Annotated in this window: 14 protein-coding genes and 1 riboswitch; of the genes, 5 read left to right on the forward strand and 9 right to left on the reverse strand. The window is 67.6% G+C overall.

What is annotated here, in order from left to right:
• Positions 1-7 precede the first annotated feature (7 nt).
• From DR843_RS14670 to DR843_RS14690, 4 genes are all read right to left on the reverse strand, one after another.
• Positions 8-700 (reverse strand): class F sortase, encoded by a 693-nt coding sequence (locus tag DR843_RS14670; protein WP_109686980.1) that lies wholly within the window; start codon positions 698-700, stop codon positions 8-10.
• Positions 697-8214, reverse strand: a complete 7518-nt coding sequence (locus DR843_RS14675; RefSeq protein WP_146202591.1) for a DUF5979 domain-containing protein — start codon at positions 8212-8214, stop codon at positions 697-699. Before DR843_RS14675 ends, DR843_RS14670 begins: the two co-directional genes overlap by 4 nt.
• A 135-nt stretch (positions 8215-8349) precedes the next feature.
• Positions 8350-10539, reverse strand: coding sequence for a heavy metal translocating P-type ATPase (locus DR843_RS14685; protein ID WP_109686985.1), 2190 nt, complete (start codon positions 10537-10539; stop codon positions 8350-8352).
• Positions 10540-10641: 102 nt separating this feature from the next.
• Positions 10642-11850: a S53 family peptidase gene (locus DR843_RS14690; RefSeq protein WP_211310256.1), complete on the reverse strand. Its 1209-nt coding sequence runs from the start codon at positions 11848-11850 to the stop codon at positions 10642-10644.
• 180 nt (positions 11851-12030) lie between these two features.
• Here DR843_RS14690 and DR843_RS14695 point away from each other — a divergent pair, with 180 nt between their 5' ends.
• Positions 12031-12807: a thioesterase family protein gene (locus tag DR843_RS14695; RefSeq protein WP_245934141.1), complete on the forward strand. Its 777-nt coding sequence runs from the start codon at positions 12031-12033 to the stop codon at positions 12805-12807.
• On the opposite strand, the gene DR843_RS14700 is transcribed toward DR843_RS14695, so the two are convergent.
• The 4 genes from DR843_RS14700 to DR843_RS14715 are packed head-to-tail and all read right to left on the reverse strand — an operon-like array spanning position 12694 to position 17545.
• Positions 12694-13818, reverse strand: a complete 1125-nt coding sequence (locus DR843_RS14700) for a phosphatase PAP2 family protein (RefSeq protein WP_109686987.1) — start codon at positions 13816-13818, stop codon at positions 12694-12696. The two genes, DR843_RS14695 and DR843_RS14700, sit on opposite strands and share 114 nt — an antisense overlap.
• A gap of 9 nt (positions 13819-13827) precedes the next feature.
• On the reverse strand, positions 13828-14835 hold the full coding sequence (locus DR843_RS14705; RefSeq protein WP_109686989.1) for an ABC transporter ATP-binding protein: 1008 nt from the start codon (positions 14833-14835) through the stop codon (positions 13828-13830).
• Positions 14832-16463 carry an ABC transporter permease gene (locus DR843_RS14710; RefSeq protein WP_245934142.1) on the reverse strand — a complete coding sequence of 544 codons (1632 nt, stop codon included), beginning with the start codon at positions 16461-16463 and terminating at the stop codon, positions 14832-14834. Before DR843_RS14710 ends, DR843_RS14705 begins: the two co-directional genes overlap by 4 nt.
• Positions 16463-17545 carry a thiamine ABC transporter substrate-binding protein gene (locus tag DR843_RS14715; protein WP_109689021.1) on the reverse strand — a complete coding sequence of 361 codons (1083 nt, stop codon included), beginning with the start codon at positions 17543-17545 and terminating at the stop codon, positions 16463-16465. The genes DR843_RS14710 and DR843_RS14715 overlap by 1 nt, the downstream gene beginning before the upstream one ends.
• Positions 17546-17562: 17 nt before the next feature.
• Positions 17563-17668, reverse strand: a riboswitch (TPP riboswitch).
• An 89-nt stretch (positions 17669-17757) separates the two neighbouring features.
• Between DR843_RS14715 and DR843_RS14720 the strand changes: the two genes are divergently transcribed.
• Both DR843_RS14720 and DR843_RS14725 read left to right on the forward strand, forming a co-directional pair.
• Positions 17758-18198, forward strand: a complete 441-nt coding sequence (locus DR843_RS14720) for a DUF4282 domain-containing protein (RefSeq protein ID WP_109686991.1) — start codon at positions 17758-17760, stop codon at positions 18196-18198.
• 69 nt (positions 18199-18267) lie between these two features.
• Positions 18268-18555 (forward strand): DUF4235 domain-containing protein, encoded by a 288-nt coding sequence (locus DR843_RS14725; RefSeq protein WP_109686993.1) that lies wholly within the window; start codon positions 18268-18270, stop codon positions 18553-18555.
• Here the strand turns inward: DR843_RS14725 and DR843_RS14730 are convergent.
• Positions 18552-18881, reverse strand: coding sequence for an ankyrin repeat domain-containing protein (locus DR843_RS14730; RefSeq protein ID WP_211310332.1), 330 nt, complete (start codon positions 18879-18881; stop codon positions 18552-18554). The genes DR843_RS14725 and DR843_RS14730 overlap by 4 nt on opposite strands.
• A gap of 170 nt (positions 18882-19051) precedes the next feature.
• On the opposite strand from DR843_RS14730, the gene DR843_RS14735 reads away from it, so the two are divergent.
• Positions 19052-19438, forward strand: coding sequence for a YciI family protein (locus DR843_RS14735; protein ID WP_109686997.1), 387 nt, complete (start codon positions 19052-19054; stop codon positions 19436-19438).
• A complete protein-coding gene (locus DR843_RS14740) occupies positions 19435-20661 on the forward strand; it encodes an RNA polymerase sigma factor (RefSeq protein ID WP_109686999.1) in 1227 nt (408 codons plus the stop codon). The genes DR843_RS14735 and DR843_RS14740 overlap by 4 nt, the downstream gene beginning before the upstream one ends.
• The last annotated feature ends 64 nt before the right edge of the window (positions 20662-20725 follow it).

The following is a 20725-nucleotide window of genomic DNA, read 5'->3' on the forward strand; positions in this document are numbered from 1 at the left end:
ACCTTAATCAACGTTTGGCAGTCCCAGCTCTGGCGGCGTCGCGCTGGGCGAACACCACCAGGTTGTCTACCGCGTGCAGACTGCCCTGTCCGGCGCGCTGCAGACACGTGATGATCATCAACTCGTTGCCCCGCTCCTGCCACCGGCTCCACATCCGCTGCGATTCGGTGGCCGCGACCTTGTCGATGACCATCGTCGAGCTCACGGTGTAGGCCACCCCTTCGACGATCACCGGATCCCCGGCCCGGATCACCGCGTGCGAGTCATCGGGCGCCATCGAGAACAGGTAGTTGCCCGGGCTGCGCCCGCCGTACACCGCGTGCATGGTCACCACGCTCAGCCCCGACGCGGGGTCGCGAGGCTGTCCGTATTGCCGGATCAGGAACGCGGCGGTGAATGACGGGGGATTGATCACCCCCGCCGTGACCTCCATCGACTCCAGCGGTACGTCGAGCCCCTGGTCCGGCGCTCGGAACCGTTCTCCGGTGGGACGCACCTGCGCCCCCTGCACGTCCGGCGGATCATCCGGTACGACGACCGAACCGTTCATGTCGGTGAGCGCGCCAGGCGTCGGGTCGGGTCCCGCGACGTACTGCCGAAGGCTGAACCCGCCAACGGCAAGGGCGCCGATCACGACGGCGACCAGAGCGAAAGTGACCGCCCTGCCCCGCCGTCGTGCGGCGCCCTGCCGCGGGCTCACTGCTCCTTGCGACGGCGCGACACCAGCATCGTGGTGGCTCCGGCAGCGAACAGTAGAGCGATGCCAGCCACCCCTAGAGCCCAGGGGTTGCCGGTCGACCCGACGTGGCCACCGGTGGAGACCGACGGCGGCGGGGTGCCGGTCGGCGTCGTCGTCGGCGCCGGGGGCGTCGTCGAGGAGGGCGGAGCCGTCGGCGCGGTGGTGGGTGGCGTCGTCGTCGGCGGCGTTGTGGGCGTCGTCGTCGGAGGCGGCGTCGGCGGTACCGGGGGTTTGGTGAAGGTGTTTGTCACCGTGATGGTCAGCTGCTGCATCTCATCGGAGGTGCCGACCACGACCGCGTCCTCGTACGAGCCGTTGCTGACCTCGGTAGAGGTCGCTCCCCCGGCGTCGGTCTCCTGCGCGAAGCAGTGGGTGCCGCGGGGCAGCTTCAACTCGTTGCCGTCCGCATCGGTCGGAGTCAGCACCTGACCGCCCTTGATCGCAACCGCGTCGGAGAAGAGCGTCACCCGATCACCACTCGGCGTCTCGATCTGACAGGTGAGTTGCACGGTGAAGACCTTGTCGCGAGCGCTCTGCGCGTTGTCGCCGGCCAGTTCTTTGGCCAGGGCAATCGTCCCGGCGGAGAACTCGTTGATGAAGCCGGCCGTGACGACCTGGGCCACACCCGCGTCGTCCACGTCGGGAATCGTGACCGTGACCGGCGCCGGGGTGGTATCCGCACCGCCGTTGTCGGTCTCGCGCACCACACACTGGGCGCCGACCGGCAACGGGCTGAGCACCTCGGACTTCAGCTCCGCGCTGGTGCCGTCACCGGTCAGCGTGACCTCGTGGTCGTAGACCTGCGCGCCGTCGAAGGTGCAGACAACCGAGAAGACGAACGGTCCGACCGACGCCTCCGGAGAGCCTGGGCCTTCGACCTGCTTGAGGATCTGCAGACCACCGGCGCGGTACTCGTTGACGATGCCCACCTGGACGGGGTCCTGATCGGCGGGCCCGATGACCACCGGCTTGCTCTGGTCCGGATTCTCCGGATCGGCCGGGTCGTAGGTCACCCCGGTCGCGCCGTGCTGGTTGGTCTCCCGCACGACACACGAGGCACCGACCAGGGTGTCGACCGTGGTCGTCTCACCCGGGGTGATCGTGATCTGCCGCGGGAAGCCCGGCAGTGTCTTGCCGTCCGCGGTGCACGTGACCTCGGCCGGGAAGGATGCGGCGGCGTAGTCCTTCGCAGCTCCCTCGACCGTCTTCGTGACGGCCAGTGAGCCCGCCTCGAAGGTGTTGGTCGCGGTCACAGCGGCGACCTCGGCCTGCGAGCCACCGATGGTGACCGTGCCGTCCTCGGGATCCAGGCTGGAACTGGTCGCCCCTGCGGCGTCGGTCTCGGTGACCGTGCATTGGGCACCGGTGGCGATGTGCTCGACCGACGTCTGCAACGGTTCGTCACCGCCCAGGGTGAGGTCGGTTTCGTACACCGTCCGCGGCTGTTCGGCACCGCCGGCGTGATCGTCAAGGGTGCAGACCAGGTGGAACGTGAACGGACCTGCACCGTACGTCGACGCTGCGTCGCCCTCGACCTTCTTGGTGAGCAGCAGCGAGCCGCTGTCGAAGGTGTTGGTGACCTCAGTCGTGTTCTGGGCAGACCCGTCCGATCCGTCCGGCGCCAGCGTGCCGGTGCCGGTGGCTGAGGTGTCGTCCCCGGTCGTCGTCTGGTAGCTGACGCTCGCCCCGGTGTAATCGGACTCGGTCACGGTGCAGGTCGATCCTGCCGGCAATCCCGTGAAGGTGTGCGATTGACCGTCGTCCAGCGTGACCTGCATCGGCTCGTCGGCCGAGTAACCCTTGGCGTAGACCGGCTGACCGAGGAAGGTGCACTCGACCGCGATCTGGAACGGGCCATAGGTGATGGGCGAGCCGTCCTGATCCGTGGCCGTCGTCGTCACGTGCTTGCTGACCACGAGGGAGGCTTCGTCGTAGACGTTGGTCAGCGTGATGATGGGCACGTTCTGCTCGTCGCGAGTGATCGTCACGTGCGTCGAACTCGAACTGGTCTGGCCGCCGTCGCCCGACTCGGTGACCCAGCAGTCGGCGTTGTAGGGCAGATCCTTGACCGTCACCGGAGTGTTCGGCTTCAAGGTCAACGTCGCCTTGTCGCCGAGATCGACGTCCACACCGACCGACGTGCAGTGCAGCGTGGCGGTGAAGGAGTCCGGCGCGTACTGGGCAGCGGCGCCGGTGACCACCTTCTCGACCTGCACGGGTCCGGTCGCAAGCGACACCCCGACCCGCGCCGGTTCAGTGGTCAGCGTGGTGTGGACGGTGCCGTTGGCGCGCACTGCCTCGGCTCGGGCTCCCGTGGTGTTGAACGCGATGGTGTCCGCACCAGCGGTCGGCGACAAGGCGGGCGCCGTCTGCGGAATGTCGACACTGAACCCGCTCAACGGCCCGATGAACGACTTGCTCGGGGTGTAGATGAACTGGAAGGCGGTGATGGACTGCAGGACATCGTCCGGCAGGGTCGTTCCCTCCGCCCACGGTGTCCACGCCCCCGCCGGGCAGGCGTCCGGCTTGACCTGCGTCAGGTCATCGAGGCACAGGTTGTCAGAGGTCGTGTAGTAGACGGTCAACTCCGTCGAGTTACCGCTGACCAGCGACGGCCGCCCGGCCGGGATCGGTCGCCACTGCGAGCCGCGGGCGAGGCTGTTGGTCGAACCGGTGTCACCCGGCTTGGGCAACCGGTCGATCGCGACCATGCGGTCCTGCGATTCGTTGCCGGTGTTCACGTACTTCGCGCGCCAGGTGATCTGGCCGCCCGGCTTGGTGATCGGGACACACGGCGTGCCGTAGAACCCATCGGCGTCGGGCAGACAAACCCGGTGCGTCACCTTCGTCAACGCCGGGTCGGTGATCACCCCGAGGGTGTCTGAGTCCTCGGCCTTGACCCGCTTGGACACCCCGATCGCCGCTCCCTCGCCGATGGTGTTGGCGGCCGTCGTGGTGCAGGCGCCGGTGGTGGGATCCAGGGTGCCGGAGCAGGTGTCCCACGGTCGGTCCGCGGTGATGCCGACCTTGTTGGTGAACGTGGTCTTGGCGGCCAACCCTGGTCGCGTGGTCACCGAGAACGCGATGGTGTAGGTCTCGCCCGGCTGCAGGATCGAGCCCTGCGGGAACGTGAAGGTCAGCGATGTCGGCGCCCCTTGGCCATCGGACACCTGAGCCACCGACACGTCGGTCGACTCGATCGGCATCGCGGTGTCCGCGGTCGACGGCGGCGCCAGCGTGTAGGTGTACCGATCACCCTCTGCGACGTCCGGGTTGAAGACCAACTGGGCGCCCTCGGCGTCGGTCGGCATGGCGTCGATGATCACGGGGTTCTGGATCGGTGCCTTGCCGGTGTTCTTGACCGTCACGGTGTAGGTGAACGGAATGCCGGGTTGGTAGGTGTTGCCCTTGGGGTTCTTGGTGATTTGCACCGCGTTGTTCAGGTGCAGGTAGTCGATGTGCGCCGCGGCGTCGTCCTGCGCCGCGATCGGAACCCCGTCGCCGTCCAGTGCCGAACTGGTGGCCAGTACGTCGACCTGGTCACTGGCCCGGCCGGCTTGCGTCTCACCCGGTGCGGGCGTGTTGCCCTTCTCGTCGGTGAGGACCGGGCCGCCGGTCTGCAGCGTGGCGCGCCGGGTCACCTGGAACGTGACGTTCTGCTTGGGCGTTGCCGGGTTTTCCCAGTTCTTACCGTCGGCGCGCGTGAAGGTGAACCGCAGTCCTTGGACCTGCGCCGGTGTCACGCCCGCGGGCAGCGCCAGGGTGCTGCCCGGGTCGCCGATCTTCCAGGTCGCGCCGGTCAGGACGGGTTGACCGTCCACGACACTCCAGGTGCCGCCGGTCAGCGCATCGACCCGGACCTGGTTGATCGGGTTGGTGAAGGAGAAGGCTGAGAAACCGGTGAAGTCGTACTGGTTCCAGAACGTCGGTGCGTCGTCCTGGACGACCATCTTCACGGTTCGCGCCGGGCCTTTGGGCTGGCCGCTGAGAGTCACGGCGACGGGTGAGTTGTCGCCCTCCACCTGGCTGGCCGGATTGATGGTCTTACCGGCCTGGACGGTCAAGGAACCGGGGACCAGGGCGATGGCGGCGCTGTCCTTGTCCGAGGCGGTCTTCGTGTCGTCAGGGAAGTCGACCAGGTCCTTGCCCGTGGTGGTGGCCTCATTGGTGATGGTGGCGGGCGCCGTGACGGGTGATCCGTCGGCCCGATGCGTCGGGCGCAGCCGCGTGTCGAACGCCACGGTTGCCGTGTTGTGGGCACCGCGGATCTGGTCGGTGGCGGAATTGATCCGGCCGGTGTAGACGATGTCGAAACCGATCGCGCCCTCGAAATCGCTGGGCGATGCGTCCAGGGCCTCCTGCCGCGTGAACGTGCGGTCCGGTGCACCGTCCGCATAGTGCACGGAGATCGTCACGTCCGAGGCGCCGATGTCAGCGGGTTCGGTGATCGTCTCGAAGCCGGTCAGGTCGAAGGTGTCGAACGGGTTGGACGTGCCGGTGGGCTCGCTGATGGTCAGGGTGTCCAGCCGCGACAACGACTTGTTGGTCGCTTCGAGGGTGACCACTCCGGACGGGTACTTCTCAGCCGCCGTTCCTGCAGCGGGCACACCCAGCGGACCGCCATCCCAGGTCTTGGTCAGATCCACCTGGAGGTTGGCCGGAACGATGGTGATGTCGTCACTGGCCCGGTCGGAGTACGACGGGGTGGTGTCGCCGGGGAAGTAGGCGTCGGCTCCCGCGGTGTTGCTGACAAGACCGGCCTGGTTGGTGTTCAAGTCGGTCGTGGACAGCACCGGAACTGCGGGCGTGTGCCGGGTGACGTCGCGTACCGCGAAGACCGGGTGGATCGTGCGGTTGTCACCACTGGATCGAGCGACACCCGACCCGACGGCCGGGGTGCCGACGGCGCCGGTGCGGTTGGTGTCGGACTCCACGTAGGTCAGCCGGAAGGCGGTGGCGTCAGCGCGTTCCGCGGCCGTCAGGGTGTACCCCGGGAAGGTCCCGTCACAGGCGGCGGGGCAGGGATCTGCGGACGCCTCGACCCATTGCCCGTTGATGTACAACTCGACGCCGGCGACTTGGTCGTACTTCAACAGCGGGTCGTCCGACGCCGAGATCGGGTCGATGCGGACCAGGTCGAAGGAGTCGAAGACCGAATCCTGGATCGGTGCCGAGGGGTTCGGCACATCGCTGATGACGACTTTCTCGAAGTCGGAGAAGCCACCGGTCGACCAGTGCAGCGTCGCACCGCGCTCATCGCCGGAACGCTCGGCCACGTTCGCCGGGTCGTCCCAGTTCTTCGTCAGCAGGTCGGCTTCGCCCGGCTCGACGTGCTTCAGGTCCACTTCGGCGCAGCCCTGGGAGTGGGCGGGCGTGCTGACCGTCGGGGCGCTGCCATCCGTGCCGGCGCAGTTGCTGATCGTGGCGTCCTGGTTGGGTACCTCGGGGCGCACCTTCGAGGTGAAGTTGGGTGAGAAGGAGGTGCCGGGCGGGAAACCCGTGCAGCCCGCAGCGGGCGTGTACACGAACTGCAGGCCGTGCGCGTCGATGTCCGCGGGCAGCTTGCCGGAGAACCGCTGGGGACCCTGCAGCGCGACCATGCCGGGCACGGGCAGCCACGCCGTGCCGTTCCAGTAATTCACGGTCAACTGCGCGCACTCGTTGATCTCCGTGCTGTCCACCGAGGTGGGTCGGAACGTGTCGAAGAAGTTCGGGCTCGCCGTCGGATCTTCGGGATCCTGGACCACGACCTTCCGGGCATCGACGGTGGAGTCCGGGAAGGCCTTGATGGTGCCGGTCAAACCGGTCGTGACGTCCTGGCCGGGCACGGCCGGGATCTGGTTGGGAGTGATCCGCTTCGTGGTCGATGTCGCGATGCGGTCGGCCAGCGTGACCAGCGTGGCGTCAGCGGTGGCCGGGTCGCTCGTGGCCCCGTCCAGGCCGGTCTGGGCACTCACCTGGTTGCCGTGGGTCAGCGAGTCCACGCTCTGTTCGGAGTCGGTGTCGACGGTAAACGGCAGGGTTGCCTCCGCGCCCGCCTCGATCGTGCCGGTGAAGGTCACCGTGAAACCGGTCGGCGTACACCCGGCAGGCGGATCGGGCAGGGTGTTCGGTTCGGTGGTGGTCAACGGCTGACCCGAGCACCCCGGACCGGTGTAGGTGATCGCCGCCTGGGTGGCTCCGCTGGGCCAGGCGACACCATCGGTGAAACCCGTGAAGGTGAGCGGATTGTCACCCTCGAACGGGTTCGTGGCGCCGGACGGCTCTTTGATGGTGAGCGAGTCAACGGGGACGTTCGAGGAGTTGGTGGCACCGATCGTGACGGTGCTCGGGTCCCCGGCGTGCACGGTGGCTGGCGTAAAGGTCTTGGTGACGTCGGCGCTCAGCTGCGGCGGGGTGATCACGTAGCTGTCGTCCGCAGGATCGGAGGTCTTGGTCTGGCCGTCCTGCGTGGTGACCGTGGTCTGCGCGTCGTTCGTGACGGTGACCGGGCCGTCCAGGGTGGTGACGTTGTCGCGTTGTTCGACGGTGAACGGGATGGTGGCGGTGGCGCCCGGTGCGATGCCGTCTCCGGTGGTGTCGGTGAAGACGTACCGCAGGCCGGTGACCTCGCGGGGGTCGACTCCTGCCGGCAGCGCCGCCGGCGGACCCGGGGCGCCTTCGACCCAGTCGCCGTTGACATAGGCCCACACCACGACCTGGTCAGCGCCCGCGGGCATCGTGACCTCACCAAGCGGAGCGGTGACCCCGAGGTAGGTGAACGGGTTCGGAGCGGCCACCGGGTTGACCGGATCCTGCACGACCATTTCGTGGACCGGAACGTTCGAATGGTTCCTACCGGTCAGCGTGACGTCTGCCGTCGTCCCGGGTTTGGCTGAGGCACCCGACGGTTCGATCGACTTCGTCGTGGTGGCGTCGATCTCGGTAGTCACGACCGGCGTCACGTCCGCCGAATCGGACTGCTGGGTCGCGTTGTCCGCGGTCGAGGTGGCGGTGTTGGTGATCGTCTTGCCGTTGACGCTCGCCGGGGCGTCAGCAGACAGCCGCACCGGGATCGTGACGGTGAGGGTGTCGCCCGACTTCAGGCCCGTTTTGCCGCCGCCGAGGGCCTGGTTGACGTCGACGCGCACGACGTTGTCCGGGCTGACGGTCACGGTGGACGGCTGGTTGTCGACGGTGACATCGCCGGCGGGTTCGATCCACTGCGGCAACGGGTCGGTCAGGACGTAGTTCTCACAGCCGCCCACGGCGACCGAGGAACACGCGACGGTGATGGTGTAGAGGAATTCGGTGCCCGGCGTGAGTTCGCCGTCGACCTGGGCGGTCTTGGCCATCTGCATCGTCGCGGTCGGGTCGGCCGCAGCCACCTGCGCAGCGGTGGCCAGGCTCATGGTCGCGACCAGGGCCACCACCAGTGCCATCGCGGCCACCACCCGCACCGCGACCGCGTGCTCGAACCGTCGAATCGCCGCCATTGCGCTACTTTCCCTCGATTGCAACCAGCATCGCGCGACCCCCATCAGATGCCCCGCCCGGGCGAGCGTCGCACAGTGCGATGAACGATGTCCATCCACGTGATACTCGCTACACAGCCCGCAGACAGTCTCTCATCAGCGGAAACTCCTGAGGCGTAGTGAGTTCACAACGACCAGGACCGACGACGCGGCCATCGCAAAACCGGCGACCATCGGCCCCAACCGCCCCGACATGGCCAGGGGCACCGCCGCCAGGTTGTAGGCGAAGGCCCACGCGATGTTCTGTCGGATGATCCGCAAGGTTGCCCGGGACAACCGCACGGCATCCACTGCGACCACCGGATCGGTCCGCAGCAGCGTGAGGTCGGCGGCATCACTGGCGACGTCCGCTCCCGAACCCATCGCGATGCCCAGGTCGGCCGTAGCCAGCGCGGCGGCGTCGTTGACCCCGTCACCAACCATCGCGACCTGCTGGCCGCCTCGTTGCAGCGCCGCGACGTGCGCCGCTTTCTCCTGTGGCAAGACCCCGGCGTAGACCTCGTCGATCCCCAGCTGCAGCGCGACGGCGTCGGCCACTCCTTGGTGGTCGCCGGTCATCATGACCGGGTGCAGCCCGAGGGCCTTGAATCCACGGATCGCTGTAGCCGAGGTGGCCCGGATCTGGTCGGCCACGCTGAGCACCCCGCACACCTGACCGCCAACGGCGAGCACCACAGCCGTGCGGCCCAACCCGGCCTGCGCATCGACCCGGTCCGCGACAGTCGCAGGTACGTCGATCCCGCGCTGCCGCAGCCACCCCACCCGACCGAGCAGCGCCGGGCGCCCATCGACGACCCCGCCGACGCCGGCGCCGTCGTAGCTGTGAAAGTCACGCACCGGGAGCGGATCGGTGACGCCGCCGCAGATGGCGGTCGCAATCGGATGGGCCGAGCCCTGCTCGAGGGAGGCGGCCACACGGCGTACGTGCTGCTCGTCGCCATCGGCGGCCCAGACCTCGACCAGACTCATCCGGCCGTCGGTCAGGGTGCCGGTTTTGTCCAGCACGACCGTCCCGATCGCATCGGCCCGCTCCAGCGCCTGCGGGCCACGGATCAGAATGCCCAGTTGAGCGCCGCGTCCCGTGCCGACCAGGAGGGCCACGGGCGTCGCCAGGCCCAGGGCACAGGGGCAGGCGATGACGAGTACGGCGACGGCGGCGGTGAAGCCGCGCGTCAGGTCCCCGCCGAGCAGCCACCAACCCAGCAGGGTCGCGAGCGCCAACACCAGGATCACCGGCACGAAAATGCCCGCGACCTTGTCCGCCAACCGCTGGACCGAGGCCTTGCCGGTCTGCGCCTGCTCGACCAGCGCCGCGATCCGGGACAACTCGGTGTCTGCGCCGACCGCGGTGGCGCGCACGCGCAGACTGCCACCGGCCGCGAGGGTGCCACCGATGACACGGTCGCCCGTTCCGACCTCGACCGGCACGCTCTCGCCGGTCACGGCGGATGCATCGATGCCGGCACGGCCGTCGAGGATCACTCCGTCGGTGGCGACCCGGTCCCCCGGTCGCACGCGGAACACATCGCCCACCACCAACTGCGACAACGGGATCGTCTGCGACGACCCGTCACGCTCGATCAGGACCTCGTCAGCTGTGAGTTGCAGGAGGCCCTGCACGGCGGCACCGGCCGCGCGCTTGGAGCGGGCTTCCAGATAGCGCCCGAGCAGCAGGAACGCCGTGACCCCGGCGGCCGCTTCCAGGTAGATCGAGTCAGCCGCCTCGTGGGGCTCGACGATCACCGAGAAGTGGTGGTGCATCCCGATCATGCCGGCGTGGCCGAAGATCATCGCGTAGAGGGACCACGCCAGGGCAGCCAGGGTGCCGACGGAGACCAGCGTGTCCATCGTGGCGGTGCGGTGGCGCAAGTTCTTCCAGGCGGCCCGATGGAATCCCCAGCCGCCCCAGAGCACAACCGGCACCGTGAGAGCCAGCGCGACCCACTGCCAGCCCGGGAACTGCCAGGCCGGGATCATCGAGACCACGATCACCGGCGCCGCCAGGACCCAGGTGATGATCAGCCGTCGGCGCAGGTCGTGCGTCTCGTCGACCGGCGCGGAGGCCGGGCGCGGGAGCGAAGCACCGTAACCAGCGGCCTCGACGGTCTGGACCAACTGCTCGAGGGGCACCTGCGCTGGGGCGTGCACACTCGCCGTACCCAACGCGTAGTTGACGCTGGCCTGCACACCGTCAATCTTGTTGAGCTTCTTCTCGATCCGCATCGCGCACGAAGCGCACGTCATCCCATCGATGTCGAGGCGGATGTCCTGATCAACTGCGGCCATGTCCTCATAATACCCCCAGGGGGTATCAGATCTACACGCGGGCAGCCGTCGGCCCCGCAGCATGAGCGCGCGCTGCGGGGCCGACGAGGGTTGCGGGTCAGATCAGAAGGCGCTGACCCCGTTCGGGGTGCCGAGGCCGGTCGGGCCGTCCCAGCCGGTTCCCGCAGTGCACCAGTAGCTGCAGGTGCCGTTCGAACCCGAGGTCACGTCGAACAGCCCCGAGGTCGCCGCGTAGGGCTTGGTGTTGGCGTAGCCGGAGGTGTTGCCCGACAGTGCGTAGACGCTCGCGACGATCGGCGATGACAACGAAGTGCCGCCGTACTGCGACCAACTGGATGCGGTCGCGCTGGTCGGGGCGTAGACCGCCAAGCCGGTGTTCGGGTCGGCGACCGCGGACACATCGGCCATCGCCCGACCCGAGCAGTTGGTCACCGAGGAGCTCTGACCGGCCGGAGCCGTGTTGTACGACGAGCAGCCGGATCCTGCGTCACTCCAGGCTGATTCGGTCCAGCCCCGGGCGTTCGAGGAGGTGTTCAACGAGGTGCCACCCACGGCCGTGACGTACTGCGAGGAGGCCGGGTAGCTGGCGCCCTGGTAACCGTCGTCACCGGTGGAGGCAGTCACCGCGATACCGGAGTGCTTGTAGTACTTGGCGTACGTCGTGTCCTGGGCGTCACCGCCGCCGTAGCTGTTGGAGATCGCGACGACACCCGACTGCTTGGCGGCCGTGTTGACCGCGGTGCCGAGGTTGGCGAACGACGCCGTCTTCGCTTGCACCAGAACGATTTTGCAGTCCGGGCACGCGGCGGAGACCGCGTCGAGGTCGAGCGCCTGCTCCTGGTCCCAGCCCACGTTGGTGGCGGGCAGCGAGGTGGTCGAGCCGGTCTGGCTGATGATGGTCAAGCACCCGTTGGCCTTGGTGCAGGCGGACAGGCCGAACTGCTTGCGATAGACGCCGAGGTCGCGCTCCGCGTTGGGGTACCCGTAGGCGTCGACGATGGCCACGGTGCGCCCACCCGACGTCAGACCGGAGAGCTTGTAGGCACTCTGGATGTCCGACGGGGTCTTGCCGGAGATCGCGTTCGGGGTGATCGCGGCGCCGCGAGCGTTCACCGACTTGCCCGTCGTGGGATTGGTGAGGTGGATCGCGTAGCACGACGCGTAGCCGGCCTTCGGAGTGGTGGAACAGGAGTGGACCTGGGTGACGGACGCCTTCGCGGTGGTGACGGCGTCCGCCGACGGCAGTGCCACGCTCATCGTTCCGGCGGTAGCCAGAGCGAACAGCGTGGCGGCCAGGGGGGTCTTACGCATGGTGATGCTCTCCTCGGGGGAAAGGGATAGGTGCGATCACTGTGCTGGCGAAAATGATTGCCGCGCCAGCTTTCCCAGTGTTTTCCCAGGTTGTCCGGAGCAAACCGTGCCGAACTGCTTACCGTCGATTTACCGACTCCCGACGAGCCGGTGAAGGTGGCCGCGCGTAGCCTCGCGACCGTGAGCTACTACGACCGCGTCAGCGCCGACACGTACCAGCCCACCCGGCACGTGCAGGGTGCGTGGAACGACCATGAGCAACACATGTCACCGGTTGCGGGCCTGATCACCCACGCCATCGACCAGCACCAACCCCGCGCAGATGTCCAGTTGTCGCGGATCAGTTTCGAGATTCTCGGCCTGATCCCGCTCGCGGCCACCACGGTCACCGTCGAGACGATCCGGCCGGGCCGGACCATCGAACTGGTGGAGGCGACCGTGCTCATCGAGGGTCGCCCGCGGATCCGGGCACGCGCCTGGCGGTTGGCGGTCAGCGACGACGTGGCCGGCGTCTCCGGGGTGGAGCTTCCCGCGATGCCCGCGGGCCCGGAACACGGCGAACCGTACGACGCACTGGCGGAATGGAAGGGTGGCTTCCTCGCCTCCATCGAAACCGTGGCGCTGCCTGGTGGCCGATCCGGACGCCGTCAGGTGTGGGCCCGCACCCCGCACACCGTTGTGGCCGATGAGCCGTTCAGCCCCACCGCCGCGGCCATCTCGCTGGTCGACCTGGCCAACGGGATCGCCACCCGCGTCCGGCCCACCGACATGATGTTCCCCAACGTCGATCTGACGATCCACCTCATCCGCCAACCGGAACCGTCCTGGCTCGGGCTCGACACCTCAGTCTCGTTCGGCCCCAACGGCCTCGGTCTCACTTCGAGCACCCTCAGCGACGAGTCCGGGCCCTTCGGGCGTGCTGAGCAAGCGCTGACCGTCCGCCACTTCCCGGCCTGACCGGCGCTCCTCGCGCCAGCGATCCACCCGCCACCAGAACGCGGTCACCGCCAGCGCGGCCAGCACTCCGGCGATCTCGTCGATCAGATAGTGCTCACCGGAGTACAGCAGGGTGAAACCCATCATCGCGGGATAGAGCAGCAACAACGGACGTAGCGAGCGGCGCACCGAGGACCAGAAGAACAGCACGGTGAGCGTGGCAAACGCCATGTGCAACGAGGGCATCGCCGCGACCGGGTTCGAGCGGTCCTGACCGTCGGTGAGCACCTCTTGGGCGATGCGCAACCCCATGAACTGGAAGCCGTCACCGTTGGCCCGCAGCACCGTCCACCCCGGGATCAGTCCCTGCTGGGCAGCCAACCACGGTGGCGCCATCGGGAACAGCAGGTAGGTGCTCAGCCCGACGACGGCCAGACTCACGACCGCCCGCACCCACTTCAGGAATCGACTGCGGTCCCAGATCCACAACGCCACCGCCACCAACGGGGTGACAACGAAGTGCGACAGGTAGGTCAGCGTGACCGGGATGCTGATCCAACTGATCGGCCCGTTCGCCCGCAGGTGCTCCTGCAACCACTGCCCGGGCAGAGTTCCGCCGAGCAGCCACCGGTCGGCCTCGATCGGGAAGGTCGTGTGCAGCGGCATCCCGAGCGCATTGGTCGCTCCCTGCATCGGATAGCCCATCACGTCGAGTTCACCGTTGAACCGGCCAGCAAACCCGTAGCTGTAGTCGTAGGCCAGGAGCACCCCCTCGAAGGGCAACCAGGCCAGCAGCGTCATCCGCCACGCCCGCCAACCCCGACCAATGCACAGCACCGACAGACCGGCCACGATCCACAGCGTCATTCCGGCCCGGTCGAGGGGTAGCCCGACGACTACGCAGTACGCGGCGAGCACCACCAGGTAGGCGGCAACGCCCAGTCGGCGCAGAGTCGTCAGATCGACTCCGGACGCGACACCGGTTTCGAGGGCAGCTTCGTCTCCGAGGTCACGCTGCTCGGAGATCGCCACCGGTGGATTCTAGGTGGCCGTCCTGTGAACCGTGAGCAAAGCGACCTGTGCTGGCAGCACGTCGATCCCGACGCTCGCACCCGGCGGGGGTGCAACGTCCGCCGCCACCGGCAGTCCGCCCAGTCCGGGCACGTCCACTTCGACCGTGACCTCGTCCGCGCCGTACGCCGATCGGCCGGCGATCCCGGTGAGCTGACCAGCTCCGCTGCTCACCCGCAACGCCCCCCGGCGCAGCGCAACCGGACCGTCCCCGGCCACCCCCAGCACTCGGCGTACGACGATCGCGGGCTCTCCGGTGAGCACCGTCCGGTAGCCGAGGAACCGGGCTGCGTCCTCATCGACGGGATCGCGCCACAGGTCGGCCACCGCACCGTGCTGCACGACCCGCCCCGCACGTAGCAGCACCGCGTCGTCGGCGAGCGTGAAGGCTTCGCCGTGGTCGTGGGTCACCAAGAGCGCGGTGGTGCCGGTCGCGGTGAGGATCTGGCGCAGGTCAACGGCCAGCCGCTCGCGCAGGTCACGGTCGAGAGCCGAGAGTGGTTCGTCGAGCAACAGCAGACGCGGTTCGGCGGCGAGCGCGCGAGCGAGCGCGACTCGTTGTTGCTGACCGCCGGACAGCGTGCGCGGGGAGCGGCGAGCGAACCCGGCGAGGCCGACGACATCAAGGAGTTCGTCAGCGCGGGCATTGGCATCCCGACGTGAAACACCCTGCCGTCGTTGCGGATAGGCCACGTTAGCGCCGACTGACAAGTGGTCGAAGAGCTGTCCGTCCTGGAACATCAATGCGAAGCCGCGCCGATGGGTCGGCACCCGGGTGATGTCCTGACCATCGAAGAGCACGCGGCCGCGATCCGGTTGCTGCAGACCGGCGATCACCCGTAGCAGCGTCGATTTGCCGCAGCCGGAAGGTCCGAGAACGGCCAGGATGCGGCCGGTGCCGACCTCGAGGCTGACGTCGTCGAGTGCCCGGGTCTGGTCGAACGCGACACTCACGTCACGGACTTCAAGGCCGCTCACAAGGTCGTCCGCCCGCCCAGTCGATCCACACCCGCCATGATCGCCCCGGTCACCGCCGCCAACACGACCGACGCGGCAAGGGCCATCCCGAAGTTGGCCGCCCCCGGGTGTCCGATCAACTGGTAGATCGCGACCGGCAGCGTCGGATCGTCCGGCCGGGCCAGGAAACTGGTCGCCCCGAACTCACCCAAGGAGACGGCGAGGGCAAATCCGATCGCCGCAAGAAACGGCCGCCACGCGGCGACCACATCGACCGTCAGTGCGACCCGCAGCGGACTGGCGCCGAGCGCAGCCGCCGCTTCACGCTGACGCTGGTCGACCGTGCGCAGGGCCGGTGCGAGAGTGCGGACCACCAGCGGCAAGGCCACCATGGCCTGGGCGACCGGGATCAACCAGACACTGTCACGGAAATCGAAGGGGGGTTTGTCCAGCGTGATCAAGAACCCGAAACCCACTGTGACAGCGGAGATCCCCAGCGGCAGCATGAAGACACCGTCGAGCAGACCGACCATCCGGCGCGCCGATCGCGACCGCGGCCTGCGGGAGACCAGGACCGCGACGATCAGACCGAGACCGACAGCCAGCACCGAGGCATCGATGGCGATCCGCCACGAGGTCGACAACGCCTGCCACACCGTCACGGGAAGCGCATTGTCCCCCGTCACGGCCGTCAGACCCCGGTAGTTGTCCAGGCTCCAATTACCCTGCACCTGTAGCGATCTGGCCACCAGGGTGGCGAGCGGAGTGATGACGAGCAGGACGCTCGCGGCCAACGCCACGAGGGCACCGGCATCGCTGCGGCGTATCCGCGTGGGGGTGGGCACGGCGCTGGTGGCGGCGCCCGTGCGGCGGACTCGCCCGACCAGGGCAAGCAGCACCAGGACCATCACGAACTGCAGGATCGACAACACCGCCGCCCCTTGCAGATCAAGGAAATTCGTGGTCAGCAGGTAGATCTCGGTCTCGATGGTCGAGTACCGCACCCCGCCCAGCGTCAGGACGACACCGAACGCCGTGGCGCAGAAGAGGAAGACCACGCTGGTCGCCGAGATGATCGCGGGCCGCAAGGACGGAAGGGTGATCGTCCGGAACACCTGGCCGGGCGATGCACCCAGGGATGCCGCGGCCTGCTCGGGTCGCGGGTCAAGGCCCGCCCACGCCGTACCCACCACCCGGATCACGACGGACAGGTTGAAGAAGACGAGGGCGGCGATGATCGCGGTCGGGGTGCCGTCCAGACCCAGCCAGCCCAGCGGGCCGTTTTGCGCGAGCAGGGTCCGGAAGGCGACACCGACGACCACGGTCGGCAGCACGAACGGCATCACCAGAAGGCCGCGCAGCAGTGTTGCACCGGGCAGCCGCAGGCGGTAGAGGCAATAGGCGGTGGGTACGCCGAGTGCGACGGTGATCGCCGTGCCCACCACCGCCGTGAAGAGCGTGAAGCCGATGACCTTCGCGGTGCGGGCGCGGGTGAGCACCTCCCACGCCCCCGCCAGATCCCAGACACCATCCGGCCGCAGCCCGCGGCCGATCATGCCGGTCACGGGGACGAGGAAGAAGACGACGAGGAACAGCAGGGGTACGGCGGCCAGCACCCCCCAGCCCACTACCGCCCGCGCGCGGGGCACTACGAAGTCACGTCCTGCCACTGCCGCAACCAGGTGTCGCGGTTCTTGGTGATCTCGGCTGGATCGACGGTCAGCGGCTTCTCGGGCACCTTCGCCGCCTGCTGCCAGGTCGCCGGCAGCGGGATCGAGGTGTTGACCGGGAAGACGTACATCGCTTCGGGCAGCGCCTTCTGGAAGTCGTCACCGAGCATGAAGTCGATGAATGCCTTCGCCCCGTCGGGGTTCTTGGCCCGCTCCAGGACGCCGGCGTACTCCACCGACTGGAAGCAGGTGTCCAGCAGCGCGGACGTGGTGGCCTTGCCGTCCTTGATCGTGTCCGCCGGGGAGGTGTTGTAGGACAGCACGATCGGCCGCGATCCGTTGCCACCACCGGCGGTGTAGTCCACGCTCCACGCATCGCTCCAGCCGCTGGTCAGCTTGGCGCCGTTGGCCATCAGCTGTTTCCAGTAGTCCTGCCAACCGTCGGTGCCGTACTTCGCGATCGTGGCCAGCAGGAAGGCCATGCCGGGCGAGGAGGAGGACGCGGCCGGGGTGACGAACTGGTTCTTGTACTCCGGCTTGATCAGATCCGCGAAACTGGCCGGCGGGGTCTGTCCCTTCTTGGTGAACCAGGCGTTGTCGACGTTGACGCAGACGTCGCCGAAGTCGATCGGCGTCAGATCCTTGCCCGCCTCTCCGGACAGCGCGAATTGCTGTGCACTGGCGGGTAGATCCTTGGGCGAATACGGCTCCAGCGCACCGGAATCCACGACCCGGGTGGCGAAGGTGTTGTCGATCCCGAAGGTCACATCACCGGTTGGGTTGCCTTTGGTCAACACCAGCTTGTTGGCAACCTGACCGGCGTCACCGCTGGCGATGACCTTGACGGTGTAGCCGGTCTGCGCGGTGAACTTCGCCAGCAGCGCCTTGTCCGCAACCCACGAGTCGTGCGTGACCAAAGTGACCGTGGTGTTCTTGACGCTGCTGGAGGCGGTGCCGCTGGGGGTGGATCCGCCGTCGCCGGAGTTGCTCAGTGAGCACCCCGCCAAGGTGAGGGTTGCGATCACGGCAGCGATCGACGTACGGGCATAGGTAGGTGACATGACGTCCTCCTCGGTCATCGAGAAGGGGCTCGACTTCCTCCACCGGTACTAACCGGATCAGGTTCGAGGGTCTGCGGGCCGCCCCGCACTCTCAGCGCCTGGTGCGCTCCCCTGTCGTGGGATCCAGGGTAGCGCTCGGCGTGGCGCAACTGCGCGCAGACAGTCCCTTGACAGGCTGGACGGACCAGTCCACTCCCCATGATCGAGGTCTCATGTCCGAGCAGCCCCCGCCCAACGACCCCTTCCAGCAGCCGTACCAGCCGCCGCAGCAGCCGAATCCGCAACAGCCCTACCAACAGCCGGCGTACCAGCAACCGGTCGACCCCAGCGCCGCGCAGTACGGCGGCGCCTTCGGAGCACAACAGGACGATCTCGCCGGCGGCCTGCGTTCGCTGTTCGATTTCTCGTTCAACACGTTCGCGACTCCGAAGATCGTGCGAATCGTCTACATCGTCATCACCATCGTCATCGCCCTGGCGTGGGTCGGGACACTGATCTCCATGCTGGCCAGCGGCGAATGGCTCGGCTTCTTCATCGTGTTGATCTTTGGCGCGCTGGTCGCGTTGGTCTACTTGGCCCTGGCCCGGATGACCCTGGAGTTCTACTACTCGGTCGTGCGGATGTCCGAGGACATCCATCAACGACTGCGCTGAACCACTCGTGGGGGTGCCGCCGATCACACTAGGGTCGGATCAAGTTCACCCCCGTGACAAGGAGGCAGCATGAAGGGCATCGGCTGGAAGTTGGTTGCGGTCGCAAGCGGCGTGGTCGCCTCACGGATCGCCAGGGTCGTGACCAAAGGCGGCTGGAAGGCCGTCACCGGCAAGCCCATGCCCCTAGCTGCCAAGGACCCGTCATCGTCGGCGGCCGAGGCACTCGTTTTCGCCGGAGTTTCGGCCGCCGTCATGGCGGTGACCAAGACGTTCGTGGACCGCAAGGCAGCCGATTTCTACGAGAAGTCCACCGGCAGGCCAGCTCCGCCGGTCGCAAAACTGCGGGCGAAGAGCTAACTCAGCAGGTCGCCGCGACCGAACATCTCCGCTGTCTGGGCGGCAGACGGCGACCCGGCGTGAATGTCCGCACCGGCTTCGAGCAACCGCCACACCACGGTGTCCTCGCCTTTGAAAACGGCTCCGGCCAGCGGCGTCTGACCACGATCGTTGCGCCGGTTGACGTCCGCCCCCCGCTCGACCAGTGCCGAGACGGCCGCGATGTGGCCGTGGTACGCCGCCAGCATGAGCAGCGTGTTGCCCGCTGCATCCGTGAGGTCGACCGGAACTCCGTTGTCGACGTACGCCGCGAGTCGGGTTGCATCGCCTTCTCGCGCGAAGTCCATGCAGGCGTGCGCGATCTCGACCAGCTCCGGGGCCGGCTCGATACGCGCAGCGTCACTCACATAGGTAAGCCTAACCCGCAGCGCTCAGACTGGCGACCTCCAACATGTCGTATCCGTGCGGCGCCGTTCGTGGACAGGATGTAACCAACCACGACAAGGAGTTCTGAAACATGCCTAGGTACTTGATGTCTGTCTACGGCCCGGCCGACCGGGGCGAATTCGGCGACTACCCCTCCAAGGAGGACATGCTGCAGGCGTTCGCTGACACCGGCGCCTTCAACGACACCCTCATCGAGAAGGGCTACTTCGTCTTCGCGGACGGCCTCGAGCCGGTCGCCACCGCCACCACCGTCGATGGCCGGGGCTCGACGCCGGTGTTGCAGGACGGTCCCTACTTGGAGGCCAAGGAACACCTCGGCGGCTTCTGGGTGATCGACGTACCCGATCTGGACGTTGCCCTGGACCTGGCGGCGCAGGGGTCGAAGGCGTGCCGCGGGAAGGTCGAGGTGCGTCCGTTCAACACCGAGGAGTCGATCAAGGCCCTGATCGATCAGTGAGTGAGGTCGACGACGCGATCACCCGCGCCCACCGTCAGGAATGGGCGCGGGTGGTTGCGGGGCTGGCCCGCCGATTCGGCTCGCTGGACATTGCGGAGGACTCGGCCGCCGAAGCCTTCGCCCGCGCGGTCGAGCGGTGGCCCTCCGACGGCGTACCGCCGAACCCCGGCGGCTGGCTCACGACGACGGCGACCCGGATCGCGCTGGACGGGGTGCGCCGGGAGTCCCAGCGCGCACCCAAGGAACAGGAGGCGGTCATGACGTACGACGACTCACCGCCCCAGCCGACCGGACCTATTGTCGATGACCGGCTGAGACTCATCTTCACCTGCTGCCACCCCGCTCTGGCCATGCCGGCGCGGGTCGCGCTGACGTTGCGGCTGATCGGCGGGTTGACTGTCGGGGAGATCGCAGCGGCGTTCTTGGTGCCGGAAACAACCATGGCGCAACGGATTACGCGCGCTAAGGCAAAGATCAAGAAGGCGCACATTCCGTTTGCGGTGCCGACCTCAGATGCCCTCGGCCCGCGGCTCGACGGTGTGCTGGCGGTGGTCTATCTGATCTTCAACGAGGGCTATCTGGCTTCTGGTGGCGCATTGGCGTTGCGGTCGGATCTGAGTGACGAGGCGATCCGGCTGGGCCGGTTGCTGCACGCTTTGCTGCCCTCAGATGGCGAGGTCACCGGACTGTTGGCGCTGATGTTGTTGACGGATTCCCGTCGGGCAGCGCGGGTTTCGGCCGGGTCGCTGGTCACCTTGGCGGAGCAGGATCGCTCGCTGTGGTCTTCCTCGTTGATCTCCGAAGGCACGGCCTTGGTGCGCTCGAGGTTGGCGGCGGTCGCGGCGGGTGGGCCGCCGCCCGGTCGCTATCAACTCATGGCTGCTCTGGGTGCGATTCACGCCAACGCGCCATCTGCCGCCGCGACTGATTGGTCGCAGATCGTGACGCTCTACGACCGATTGCTGCGGCTGGAGCCCTCGCCGATCGTTGCGCTGAATCGCGCGGTCGCTGTCGCCGAACTCGACGGTCCTGCAGTGGGATTGGCGCTGTTGTCGGACTTGCCGTTGGACGGGTATCACGCGTTTCACGCGACGCGTGCCGACCTGTTGCGCCGGCTCGGACGTTCCGCCGAAGCGATCGCTGCCTACGACCGGGCCATCTCGTTGACCTCGAACCCTGCGGAGCAGACCTACCTCGCTGACCGCCGCGATGAGCTGACCTAGTGCTGCTCGCAGGCGCCTGGTCGAGGGCTGAGTCCCGGAGCACTCTCAGAGGCTGTCGGTAGCT

This window comes from Branchiibius hedensis (assembly GCF_900108585.1).
Classification (GTDB): domain Bacteria; phylum Actinomycetota; class Actinomycetes; order Actinomycetales; family Dermatophilaceae; genus Branchiibius; species Branchiibius hedensis.

What these genes read in the sequence shown, in the direction of transcription:
- DR843_RS14675 (WP_146202591.1), bottom strand. Translation starts at nt 8,214, where the DNA reads ATGGCGGCGATTCGACGGTTCGAGCACGCGGTCGCGGTGCGGGTGGTG.
- DR843_RS14685 (WP_109686985.1), bottom strand. Translation starts at nt 10,539, where the DNA reads ATGGCCGCAGTTGATCAGGACATCCGCCTCGACATCGATGGGATGACG.
- DR843_RS14690 (WP_211310256.1), bottom strand. Translation starts at nt 11,850, where the DNA reads ATGCGTAAGACCCCCCTGGCCGCCACGCTGTTCGCTCTGGCTACCGCC.
- DR843_RS14715 (WP_109689021.1), bottom strand. Translation starts at nt 17,545, where the DNA reads ATGTCACCTACCTATGCCCGTACGTCGATCGCTGCCGTGATCGCAACC.
- DR843_RS14720 (WP_109686991.1), top strand. Translation starts at nt 17,758, where the DNA reads ATGTCCGAGCAGCCCCCGCCCAACGACCCCTTCCAGCAGCCGTACCAG.
- DR843_RS14725 (WP_109686993.1), top strand. Translation starts at nt 18,268, where the DNA reads ATGAAGGGCATCGGCTGGAAGTTGGTTGCGGTCGCAAGCGGCGTGGTC.
- DR843_RS14730 (WP_211310332.1), bottom strand. Translation starts at nt 18,881, where the DNA reads ATGGACTTCGCGCGAGAAGGCGATGCAACCCGACTCGCGGCGTACGTC.
- DR843_RS14735 (WP_109686997.1), top strand. Translation starts at nt 19,052, where the DNA reads ATGCCTAGGTACTTGATGTCTGTCTACGGCCCGGCCGACCGGGGCGAA.